The 11,851-nt window shown below is 58.0% G+C and carries 8 protein-coding genes and 1 pseudogene; 3 read left to right on the forward strand and 6 right to left on the reverse strand.

All coding sequences use genetic code 11. The features are described 5' to 3' along the window. Positions 1 to 63 precede the first annotated feature (63 nt). From DSM3645_RS02970 to DSM3645_RS02985, 4 genes are all read right to left on the reverse strand, one after another. Positions 64 to 771: a metallophosphoesterase gene (locus DSM3645_RS02970; RefSeq protein WP_161603275.1), complete on the reverse strand. Its 708-nt coding sequence runs from the start codon at positions 769 to 771 to the stop codon at positions 64 to 66. A gap of 141 nt (positions 772 to 912) precedes the next feature. After that, a complete protein-coding gene (locus DSM3645_RS02975; RefSeq protein ID WP_002650536.1) occupies positions 913 to 1,776 on the reverse strand; it encodes a hypothetical protein in 864 nt (287 codons plus the stop codon). 136 nt (positions 1,777 to 1,912) lie between these two features. Continuing rightward, positions 1,913 to 3,505 (reverse strand): MJ0042-type zinc finger domain-containing protein, encoded by a 1,593-nt coding sequence (locus tag DSM3645_RS02980; RefSeq protein ID WP_002650537.1) that lies wholly within the window; start codon positions 3,503 to 3,505, stop codon positions 1,913 to 1,915. Positions 3,506 to 3,612: 107 nt separating this feature from the next. Then, complete coding sequence (locus tag DSM3645_RS02985) at positions 3,613 to 4,326, reverse strand: carboxypeptidase-like regulatory domain-containing protein (RefSeq protein WP_002650538.1); 714 nt, start codon at positions 4,324 to 4,326, stop codon at positions 3,613 to 3,615. Positions 4,327 to 4,802: 476 nt separating this feature from the next. On the opposite strand from DSM3645_RS02985, the gene DSM3645_RS02990 reads away from it, so the two are divergent. Beyond that, positions 4,803 to 6,488 (forward strand): S41 family peptidase, encoded by a 1,686-nt coding sequence (locus DSM3645_RS02990; protein ID WP_002650539.1) that lies wholly within the window; start codon positions 4,803 to 4,805, stop codon positions 6,486 to 6,488. A 130-nt stretch (positions 6,489 to 6,618) separates the two neighbouring features. Here the strand turns inward: DSM3645_RS02990 and DSM3645_RS02995 are convergent, their stop codons facing one another. Both DSM3645_RS02995 and DSM3645_RS03000 read right to left on the reverse strand, forming a co-directional pair. Next, positions 6,619 to 7,083, reverse strand: a complete 465-nt coding sequence (locus DSM3645_RS02995; RefSeq protein ID WP_002650540.1) for a carboxypeptidase-like regulatory domain-containing protein — start codon at positions 7,081 to 7,083, stop codon at positions 6,619 to 6,621. A 76-nt stretch (positions 7,084 to 7,159) separates the two neighbouring features. Next, positions 7,160 to 8,173 carry a DUF1559 domain-containing protein gene (locus DSM3645_RS03000; protein WP_002650541.1) on the reverse strand — a complete coding sequence of 338 codons (1,014 nt, stop codon included), beginning with the start codon at positions 8,171 to 8,173 and terminating at the stop codon, positions 7,160 to 7,162. 566 nt (positions 8,174 to 8,739) lie between these two features. Between DSM3645_RS03000 and DSM3645_RS03005 the strand changes: the two genes are divergently transcribed. Together DSM3645_RS03005 and DSM3645_RS30595 are read left to right on the forward strand one after the other, a co-directional pair. Beyond that, positions 8,740 to 11,319 carry an MMPL family transporter gene (locus DSM3645_RS03005; protein WP_002650542.1) on the forward strand — a complete coding sequence of 860 codons (2,580 nt, stop codon included), beginning with the start codon at positions 8,740 to 8,742 and terminating at the stop codon, positions 11,317 to 11,319. A 136-nt stretch (positions 11,320 to 11,455) separates the two neighbouring features. After that, positions 11,456 to 11,851: pseudogene (locus tag DSM3645_RS30595) on the forward strand (hypothetical protein); the annotation flags it as partial.

Consider the following 11,851-nt stretch of genomic DNA (forward strand, 5'->3'; position numbering starts at 1 on the left):
GGACAACCAGGGCGTCGGCGAAGTTCAAGCGATTCTCGCGGCGCCGCCGCGTGGGAAAAGGCGCTATTTCGAAAGATTCACTTCCAAAATCTGGAATTTCAGCCCCGGCATCGCAGCGCCCCCATTGTGAAAGAGAACCCCTTGATAGCAGTATTGCCGCATCGGCACATGGGTGTGGCCAAAATAGACGTCCGTAATTCCGCTTTCGACGCCGTGACCGACCGATTCAAGATAAGACAAAATACGCCGCGCCACGAGACGCTTAGGATTGATCGCAACGCTAATCGCTTTGTGCAGGCGTGCTTTGACGGCCAGACTATAAAGCTGATGGTGATAGGCGGGGCGGCAGCGGGGTTCGTTTTTCGTCGCTCGAGCGGCGATCAGTCCGGCGGCGTCCATGTGACGATTAGCGACGTCGCCATGCAGCATCAAGACGTCGCCGATGCGCAAATAAAAGGGTTCCCATGCTAGATTGGAGAGGGAAGCCGAGAGTTCGTCGAGTCGATTGACGAACGCCGGCAGGCAATCGTGATTTCCGAGCAGATAGTGAAACTGGCAATCAGGATGAGCCGTGACAAAGCGGTGCAGCCAGTCGATCGCCGCGTTGGTCGTCGCTTCTGGCGAAGGAAAGGTCGACCAATCGAAGTCAAAGATGTCGCCGCCGAGGACAAACGTCGACCCTGTTGCGGCCCGCTCGTTGAACGCATCCTCGTATTGCGCCGCATTCGAGCGGGCTGAAAAGAGATGCAGGTCAGAAACGAAATAATGCACGGCTGCGTAGATCCTGGCGAAGCACGACTGAAGTTGGCCGAAGTAAAACCGCTTGTTGATTGGGAACAAGCGGAAATTCCCATCCTCTTTTATACGCCGCTAGCGAGCGAAAGTGCAAAAAATATCAAAGCGCCAGCGGTGCTAACCAGAAAGAGGCGCCGCCCCTTTTCGCTGGAAGGAAACGAAGAAATGACGCACGACTTGGGAATCGGCGTCGCTAGTTTTTCCTTGCCAGAGGATCGTATATGTCGCGCCGTCGACCGAAAATTTGTAGGTGATCGCCGATTGAGCGCCTTGCATGGGGAGGTCTCCTGCTAGGCGAATGCGATGAACCTGATAGCCGGTCGCGAATAAAGAGCGTCGATCCGCGATGCTCAAGAGATTCGCCGATTGGACGTTTCGCTTGGCTTCGTCGACGCTGATCTGACCGGTCAGATTGTTCCAATCGTTGTTAGATTCCTGGCGGACCTCCACCAAAAAGCGTCCCCAATCGGGGCCCGCGTCGAGCCAGACCGTAGTTGTTCCATCCGCCGTCGTCTCTTGGGGAACGTCCGGAAATTGAATGGACCAATCGTCCCGCCCCTCGAACGTCTCCCAGTTCAATTGATCGGCGAGCGGAGGCGGGGGAAGATGGATTCCGCTGGTCGTCGCGACCGGCAGTTTCATCGTCTGGACTTTTTCGTAGGCGATAAAGATGCCAACGCCGATGATCACGACGAAGGTTAGCAGGACCGACCAGAGCATCAGCTGCCGCCGAAACTTCTTGCGCGCCAGCGAATGGGCCGCGCGGTCGGCCAGCGGATCTTTGATCGGGATCTCGGCGTCGTCCATCAGGTTGCGCGACATCGCCGGCGCGCCGCGGAACGTCGTGGCGCCAGGCGTCGCTGCGCCGGACGAAATGCGAATCACTTCGCCGCATTTCGGACAGCGGATATTTTTATCCGCCAAGCGATCGTTGGCTTCAAAGGTCGCGTGACAGTGCGAACAGGTCGCAACGATAGGCATCGTAGCGATCCTTTCGAGGAAGTAAGGAGACGAAGTAAACGATCCGCTGGGCCTCAAGCACCCGAAGGAGAGATCTCACTTATTCTTTCGCCCAGCCGGTCCGACCGCAATCACGGATCTGAGCTGGCGATCCGCTTCATTGTTCTTCACGTGTCCCAAATTTTTCATCGCCGATCGAAAACGACGCAAAAAAGTCGTCGACGTCGTCGCGATATTCCTCGCCCGACCAGAGCAGGAGAAACATTCGCTGCTGGATGAAGATTAAAAGAACTCGTGATTCGCCGGGTTGATCTCGCTGGATATCGGTCGCCAGGCGATATTCAACGGCGTAATCCTGCCCAATCATGTGTCGGCGAATCGACGTGATCGCGGGGCTCGCATCGGCCAGTTCCGGCAGATCAAAAGCGAGCCAATGTTCGCGCAGCGGCTTGGCGCCGGACGGCGGCGTGACCCCCGGCGTCGTATCGCTGTAGTAAGCGCTAAAGGTCTCAGACTTGCCGACCAACTGCGCGCCGCGCACGCGGACATGCCCCCGGGAGACCGGCGGCGTGACTCGAAATGGCTGTGGGAAACGGACGCTGATCCTGCCGCTGGGATCGACAAACTGGCCAATACTGGAAGTCGGCGTAAAAGTCTCACTCGGCTGGAAGTCGCGGGGAGAACCGCCGCTCAGCGCGATCACGACGGCGATGAGGGTCAAGATCGCCGCCAGGCCGCCGGCGCCGCCGAGTAGCAACATCGTGAATTGCCGGTTCGAGCGGGGAGCGGGGAGAGTCTCGATCGCTGCGGCCGGTTGGCCCGTGACAGCGGGGCCTGGAGTTGCGGAAAAAGGGGCGGACGAGCGACGCGGCGGAGCCTCTTCGACGATCTCCACTTCGGTAATGATCTCGTCCGAAGGATCAAATTCAATCGCCGGCGACGAGGATTCGTCGACAAAATCGTCCTCCGAGAGTTCGACGATTTCTTCTTCCAGTTCCTCGACTACCAGATCTTCAAATCCAAGTTCGATTACTTCTTCGGCCGGCTCGGCCGATCGTTGCTTTGGCGGCGACATCGCACCAGGTCGGCCAACCGTAGCAGTCGCACGCGGTTGATCCAGGAGCGAATCATCCAGGTCGTCGTCGCCGGCCGGCATTTTGACCGCCGTCAACGCTTCGATCTCGCGATCGATATCCGATGGTGACTGGAAAGCGGGCGCTGAGGGGAGCGCCGCGGCTTTATGTCGCGCCGTGGCCAAGATGATCGGCGGCAACGATTCCCACGCGGCCGTGAGCGTCGGACTCAACACGATCGGCTGTTCCGGCGGAGGAGTCACGTGCGGCGGCGCAGCAGCTGGAATCGGCGCTGCGACTGGAACCGGCGGCGGCTCTGGCTGATTTTCTTGGGCGATCTCTTTCCAATAGCGCGTCGGCGTCGTGGACGGAGAAGGGGGCGCCGGACGCGTCGATCCCGATGTGCCGGATCCAGCTTGGGCGGAACTCGATTTCGCGGCGCGAGGCTTGTTCGGAGCGGGCTTGGCTGGACGCGCGACCGGCAAATCCTCGTCAAAGGCGCTCTTGCTTTTCCGGCTCTGCTCTCGTTCGGCCGCCGTTTTTTTCTGCGCTTTGCCGATCACGTCGCCGATGCGAAAGGGAACTTTGCATTTCGGACAGCGCACATTTTTACCGGCAAGATGATCTTGCGCGGCGAACTTCGCCTGGCAGTGCGGACAAGAAGCGATAAAACTCACAGACGGCTCATGCTGGCAGGGAGTCGGATGTGACGAGGAATCATCGACAACGATGGATATGTCGATTTTCGTCCGACAGGTCCTCCCCTGCAAGCACTAAAACGCGGCTACCGGGGAAGTCGAACGCGGGCAATTCGTTCGCGCTCCTTTTCGTCGAGCGAAAAGGGAGTCGTCAGAATGGGGTGATTCTGGTCTGCGCGAATTTGCAGCGCATAACCGTCCCCTTCGGGCGCATTGACAGGCATCGAAAAGCTGCCGTCGGCTCGGGTGCGGAAGAAATTCTCTAGCGACCAGGGGCCGATCAAGTCGATCGCGGCGCCGGAAATCGGCAATCCGTCTCGATCGACGACGATTCCCCGAATCACAAATTGATCAGGGCGACGGCGATCGGCCTGTTTCATTTGGGCGACCAGCGCCTGCAATTCCAACCGATTTTCGCACTGAATGACGACGCGGTCGTTGTCAAAATCGACTTGCAGCGCGCCGCCGGGCCGAACGGTCGATTCGGCTTGTTGATAGAGAAGTCGCACGTCGACATAGTTCGCGGTATAGGCGGCGGTGGGCGTATCGGCGTCGGCGGCGATTTCAACTTCGCCCAACAATCGCTGCGCTTGCGGCGAATCGATCTGCAGCCAACCGACCTGGGCTCGGTCGTAATAACGCCAATGGGTCAGATAGGCGAGCGGCAGACTAAGGATTGCAATCACCGCCAGCAATGCGCGCAGCGAGATCCGCGGGCTGAGCCGCAGTCGCGGAAGGTAGAGCGTCGCGGCGCCGGCCGCTGCTCCCAGCAGCAAAATCAGGAAGACTTGGTAGGCCATACTTGCGGTTGGAGTAGGTCCGAGGGGGGAATCAGCGTTGCTTGCTCCTTATTAACAGTAGCGCATCGGCAGGCCGAGGGCAAACTGCCGCTAGCGCCGCTATCCTCCCTTTTTTCGTCAAGATCTGAACGATTTCCTCATGTTTCGCGTATGATGAGGAAGCTGGGAGCAAGCCCTTTCTAGGATCGGTTCAAGACGTACCGCTGCGCCAGGATGCGCAACCGACCATTCGTGACTAACGCCGAGAACGGCGGCAGGCGTCACCACCCGAGCATCAAGTTCGGCTGGCGCTGATTATGCCGAATAAACTCTCTCGGTTTCTTGTCGGTTTTTTTGACCAGGGCGAAATCGTGACCTAAGCTTTCGCGGGTCGAGACTCAGGGCCCAAATTCTTAGGTCGGTTAACGTCGCGCAAGCGGCGGTTTCCCCAGATCGCCTCGCCGGGCGATTGGCCCCAAAACACGACGGATTCTCGAATGTTGCGATGGACTACGCCAAGATCGGCCTCCCGCTTTGTCGGCGCCTTCTTGTTAACGCTAATACTACTTTCGCTCGTCGCTGCTCCAGCGGCGCTGGCCCAAGTCAAAATTCCGGACGAAGCCGTTCTGGATCAGCGCGAAATCACGCAGCTGATCGCCGATGGCGAACTGCTGGAAAAAGAGGGACGCTGGGCCGAGGCTCTGACGCATTTTGAAGATGCGGCGCGAGCCTTTCCGGAAGTCGCTCAGCTGAAAGAGAAGGTCGACACGGTTCGTCGTCGTTATGACGTCTCGCGTCGTTACGCCGATCGCAGCTTTGTCGGCGGCATGCGCAATCTGCCGGCCGATCAGGCGTTGTCGTTGTACGATGACCTGCTCGCCAAGATTCAAACCAACTATGTCGATTCGCCCCGTTGGTCCGATTTGGCCTATCGCGGCATGTTGCAGTTGGACGCCGCGCTGTTTGATCGCACCTTCCGTCAGGTCAATCTGAAGGGGATGAGCGAAGAGCAGATCGCCGATCTCCGCCGCCAACTGTGGCAGTCGGCGCAAATCGACCGCGTGCAAAATCGCTTTGACGTCCGGGCCATCGCATTGCAGGCGGGACAGATCTCGCAACGCATCTCAGGCATGCCGGCGACCGCGGCCGTGTTGGAATTCATCAGCGGCGCCGCTGGGTCGCTGGACCATTACTCTTGCTTTTTGACGCCGGACCAGCTGAACGAAGTCTATTCGCAGATCGAAGGCAACTTTGTCGGCGTCGGCATTGAGCTGAAGACGCAGGATGACGCGTTGTTGATCGTGCGTTCGATTCCCGGCAGCCCGGCTGACAAGGCCGGCATTTTGGATGGCGAACGGATCGTCGCGGTCGAAGGACGCACGATCAACCAGTTGGGAAGCGAAAAAGCGGCCGACATGCTGAAAGGCGTCATCGGCAGTTCGATCACCATGACGATCGCCGACGCGAATGACGCAAAGCGGGACGTTTCGGTGACGCGTGATCGGATTGAAGTGCCGAGCGTTGACGTGATCAAAATGATCGATCCGGCCGCCGGCGTCGCCTATCTGCGAATCGCCAGTTTCCAGAAGACGACCACGCGGGATTTGACCGCCGCGTTGTGGAGCATGCATCGTCAAGGGATGCAGGCCTTGGTGATTGACCTGCGAGGAAATCCCGGCGGTCTGCTCACTTCGTCGGTTGAAATCGCCGACTTGTTCCTCGATCAAGGAACGATCGTCTCGACGCGCGGCCGCAGCGCCGGCGAAGACTTTGACTATACCGCTCATCAGGCCGGCACTTGGCGAATGCCGCTGGTCGTGCTGATCGACGCCAACTCGGCCAGCGCCAGCGAGATCTTCGCGGGAGCGATTCACGACAATCATCGCGGCACCGTCGTCGGCGAACGGAGCTACGGCAAAGGTTCAGTCCAGGGGATCTTTCCGCTGGGTGTCGCCAACGCCGGACTTCGTCTGACCACCGCCAAGTTCTATTCCCCCAGCGGCCAGGCGATCAGCAATCGCGGCGTCACGCCGGATGTGATTGTTCGCCGGGTCGCCAAGCCGATCGGCGGCACGACCATCCTCGAATCGAAGTCCGATGCGGCCCTCGACGCCGGACTAGAAGCGGCCCTGGTGCAGTTGCAACCGGCTCAGATCTCGAATCGAGCGATCGGCCAACGGTAGTCTCCGCCACCGTTTGCAACCACGACTACCAACATGTAACGCCAGGATAGTGAAGACTATCCTGGCGTTTTTTATAGAATCGCTGCGAGGAATGGCGCCGATTCAGGATTTGATTTTGGTGATCGCGAATCTAGCCCTCCAGATTCAGAACGAGCGGTTCCGGTTCCGAATCGGTAATCTCTACTTGGAATGGCGACGTATTTGGGCTGGCGTACTTTTTGGGAAGTAGGTTCTTCTGTGGACCCATTTTGGCGAATGCGTCTTGCGCATCCTGGGCCGAAAGTCCTTCCGGAAGTTGATGGACCAGCAGCTTGCTCACGGTCACGGAATAGGCTCCAGGCAACGCCCCCGCAGGCTGTTGACTGGCAGTCAGATAGGTCACGACTGAAAACTTCCCGTCTGCGTCGGTGATCCCGCTGGCGGAGCGACCGTTCGGTTCGCTGGGAACTAGCGTAACCGTCGCTCCATCGACTGGGCGCCCTTGATGCTCGACTATTCCGGTGACGTCAAATGTCAGAGGCAAGTTATCTTTTGCGCAACCGGCGATTGCCCCGAAAAGGATCGCCGCGACGGCGAAAAGTCGTATTTGAGGCATGTGCCTATCTCTCCTAAGGGAGGAAGAAAGCTTTCAAAGACCGCAACATTAGCAGACAAATTATAGATGCACCGGCCTAGAGGGACTCAATGACTCCGCCGTCTGATTTGTCTCCCAGCCGGGCATAAGTCAAACGCTCGAGTGATTCCGTGAGAAACTGAACCGAGCCATCCCCCATCACGAACTGGCAACCGCCGGGGTGTAGTGATTTAAAACCGAAGACCGCGTTGTAATTGTTCGTGGAGTTCGAGAAACACGCGTTGGTTCCATATCGAGGATGGCCCGGACAAGTCGGGAAATTGATCGGCGCCGTCGTTGCATACCAGAGCGATTCGGGCCAAGCCCAGCCATAGGGACTGTACGTGTTACAAGCTTGACGAATCTCGCCCATGAGAATGGTGTTCGTAGTGCCATCGGTCAGATCTTTCAGGCTCGCGGAATAGGTGGAACGTCTGCCGCGGCCGAACGGACCAGAAATCGGTAGGTTGCCGTAGTCCGCTCGAACATTGCCGCGATTGAACGGGTCTTCGCCATCACTATCACTATCCAGCCCCAGTCCCGTTGGAAATGCTCCAGCCGTCGCGAACAAATTACAACCAGTGGCGGATTGCAATTGCTGAGCGCCCATGCTGGAGGCATAGCTGGTGCGAGCATATCCGTAGGTCGGATCAGGAACGGCAGCTTCGCCATCACTCGGACACTGGTAAGAAGTTATCTGGTATTTACCTAGTTCTTTGCCGTCAATCAGATAGGTTGTCAGATTTGTTGACTTTAGATCGAGCGCGTCATACAGGGCCGACTGTTCGACAAAGGGAAGCAAGCCAGTGAGAACGGTCATATTATTGCCGCCGTAGCGGTCAAATGCGTTGATCGGCAGACGCTTCAGCGTGTCGTGATAGTTATGCAGCGCGAGCCCCAACTGTTTCAAATTGTTTTGACAGGTCATGCGTCGCGCTGCTTCCCGCGCTTGCTGAACTGCCGGCAGCAGCAATGCGATCAAGACGCCGATAATGGCGATCACGACCAAGAGTTCGACCAACGTAAAACCGCAGCGCTTTTGGCGCGAGCGTGCATTGCAAAAAGCGAGCATGGAAAGTCTCTTCGAGCAAAGTTAATCGGACCAAGGAAACGCCCTGGTTGTTCATTCAACACTGTTCTGCGAGTAGCGATTCACGACAACGGATGACGTTTTACGTAAGAGTTGCTCTCTTTGATGAGAGGGGGATCGTCGCATCCCTCAGGGTATCTAATGTCGGTATATCGTGTACAAAATTGACTGTCAATGAAATCTGCCGTGCATTAAATAAGATTGGTGATTTCTTGACGCTTTCTTCATCAGCGACGTCACAAAGAGCAGCAAGCTCGGTGTTTTCTTCGAGTTTGAACGAATCCGAATTTCGCTCGATTCGATCCGTGACATCGCTTTTGCGAGAGTGAGCCGATCGAAGGGAAGCGATGCTTAGATTTGGTATTTCCCAGCAACAACCGAGCGGTATGGCGGAGAGCCGCTCCTAAGCGGAGCTTACGGGCGGCTTAGACTTGGACTGCTACTGCGTCAGCGGGGTATGGGTTGGCTTCTCTCAGCTGTTCGGGCTAAATTGCGCAGAAGTTAAAATCGCAATCTGCGCCGGCTATCCCTTTCTCCCCAGCTTTGCTTTGACATTCGAGCGACTTGGCCAGCTAATCGCCCGCCGCTGGATCCTGATTATCGCCATTTGGATCATCCTGGCGGTGTGCGCCGTCGTCGCTCCTCCTCATTGGGACGACGTGACGCTTGATGGTGATTTGGCTTATCTGCCGGCTTCTTCGCCGGCCCTGATCGCCGAACGTGAGCTGGCGGCCGCTTTTCCGGATCGCAAAGCCAAGAGCCAAATTGTGATCGTCGCTTCGCGGCGTGATGAGCAGCCGCTCAGTGATGAGCAGTGGCAAACCATCGATCGCCTCGCGTCGCCGTTTCAAAACGCCCAGGGAATCGAATGGCTCTCTCAAGCCGAAGCCGCAACCGGCGACGAGCGAACCAAGCTGCTCGATCGAGCCGGCGCCGCGCTGACCGAAGCGGAGCTTCTCGATTACGACGCGGCGGAGCCTGTTTGGAATCTCGCCACGTTGGCCAAGCTGCAAGGGAATGACTCGGATGCGCAGCAGCAGAAAGCGCAAGCGATCGCGCTCGATCCCCAATTAGAAAACGAAACGGCGGCGACCCTGCCGGTCGACGCTCCCGACTGGAAATTGTTTGACGTCTGGACGCGCCATACCGAGGTCGTCGGCAAGATGCTGGTCGACCCCGAGCAAAAAGCGGGACTGATCGTATTGCAACTGACCAACGAGTTAGCCGCGACCGACAACATTCGGATCGTCAGTCAGATCGAATCACTGCTGAATGAGCGCCGCGCCGAAATCACGGCCGCTGGCGACACGCAGTTAGAAATCGGCGTCACCGGCAGCGCCGCGATCGGCGGCGACATGTTGTTAGCGGCCAAAGAGAGCATCGCGAGCACCGAGTTTTACACGATCGCGTTGGTGATCATCATTCTGCTGATCGTCTATCGCGCTCCGCTGTTGGCGATGGCGCCGCTGCTGTCGATCGCGATTTCGTTTTGCGTAGCGACCTGGTTGGTCGCGGCGCTGACGCTGGTCGATCAATTGCCCGGCTTCGGCTGGTGGGATTTCGAGGTTTTTAAAACCTCCAAGATCTTTATCGTGGTGATCTTGTTTGGCGCCGGCACCGACTTTTGTCTCTTTCTGATCTCCCGCTACAAAGAAGAGTTGGCCGAGTGCGGCGATCCCGGCGCAGCGGTCGCCAAAGCGCTGCACGGCACGGCCGATGCGATTTGCGGCAGCGCTTTGACGACGGTCGTGGGGCTGGGAATGATGTTCTTCGCCGACTTCGGCAAGTTTCGCAACAGCGGCCCGGCGATCGCGCTTTGTTTGCTGGTGACCTTGGCCGTTTGTTTGACGTTCGCGCCGGCGCTGCTGAAAGCGCTGGGGCGCAAGACGTTCTGGCCGATGTCGGTCGACTCGCTGCAGGATCGGCAGCACGACTCTCGCGCGAACTTTTGGGAATGGATCGCCGCCGCGGTCAGTCGGCGCCCCGGCTTGCTGTTGGTCCTGACAGTCTCGCTGCTGTTGATTCCGGCATGGCATCCGATCTGGCTGCGCATCACCACCGGTCAGGCCGTCGAGGTTTCGTACGACTTGCTGAACGACTTGCCCGATGATCGCCCCGCCAAACAAGGCGCCAAGCAACTGGCGCGATTCTTTCCGATCGGTCAGGCGAACCCCGTCATCGTCATGGCGAAAACCGAGACAGGCGACTTTGAATCGAAAGCCGGAAGCAAAGCGATCGCCCAATTGACCAAGCGTTTATTCGCCGCCGATCCGCGCGTCGTCAAAGTCTACAGCAGTGAAAACCCGCTGGGCCATCAACCGGGGCGGATCTCGTTGCTCACCTCTGAGGTTTTCCTGAAAAACCATATCCGCACTCGCGAACAGTTTCTGCCGCAAACGTCGCCGTTCCAAGGGAAAGCGGCCCTGTTCCGCGTCGTGGTCGACGAGAACCCATTCTCGCTCGAAGCGATCTCGTCTGTCGAAAACGTCGAGCAAGCGCTTGCCGAGTATCATGCGAACGCGTCGAGCAATTGGCAGGATCTGCAGTTCTATATTTCCGGCACGACCGCCGGCGTGCGTGACCTGCGGAGCGTCACCAAAAACGACTCGCAGCGGATCGAATTGCTAGTCGTCCTCGGCGTCGGCGCCGTCTTGTTGATGATCCTGCGTCGGCCGGTCGTCTGCGCGTACATGATTGCGTCGGTGCTGCTGAGCTACTATGCGACGCTGGGTGTGACCGAGTGGTTCTTTGCGGCGATGTTTCCAGACAACTATCAGGGACTCGACTGGAAGGCGCCGTTGTTTTTGTTCGTCATCCTGATCGCCGTCGGCCAAGACTACAACATCTATTTGGCGACCCGCGTCTTTGAAGAGCAGCGCCGGTTGGGGCCAACCGCCGGATTGCGCAAAGCGATTCGCCACACCGGCGGCATCATCTCCAGCTGCGGCGTCATCATGGCCGGCACCTTTGTCGCGATGTGCTTTGGCGAACTGCTGGCGATCGTCGAAATCGGCTTCTCGCTGACCGTCGGCATTTTGGTCGATACGTTCATCGTGCGGACGGTGATGATGCCGTGCTTCTTGACGCTTTGGACGCGGCGGAAAAATGGCGGTGATGCTTCTTCGTAGCCCGTTCGCCAGATTTGAAGTTGTGCTATGTCGAACCAAACTGGACACTAGCCCGCTGGAGCGCTCCGCGGGGATCGGCGCCGCATTTTATGCGGCGCTGACCGCACCGGAAGATTCAACGGCGATCTAAGATCAGATGGCGACTCACCCGAGTGATGTCGTGCGCGTCTGGGCCGCATTTTCGGATGGCGCCAACCCGCGGCTCTCTTTTCTGCAACGACTAAAAAGGGTGCGCAAGTTCGCGATCGACACCAACGCAGGCGTGCGCGAGATCGCGTGGATGTGCGTTCGCTCCCCTGCCCCCGATGCGCTGATTGATGAAGTCCACCGCCTCCACAAATGGGCCGTCGATTCTCATCCCTTTGTCCGCCGCTTTGCAATCGAAGTGACGCGCCCCTGCGGCGTTTGGTGTGCTCACTTGAAGCGTCTCAAAAAAGACCCGACGCCGATGATCGAGCTTCTAGACGCTTGCAACAGCGACGAAACACAGTACGTGCAAGACTCGGTAGCGAACTGGCTAAACGACGCCAGC

Origin of the sequence: Blastopirellula marina DSM 3645 (genome assembly GCF_000153105.1) — a bacterium.
GTDB lineage: Bacteria > Planctomycetota > Planctomycetia > Pirellulales > Pirellulaceae > Blastopirellula > Blastopirellula marina.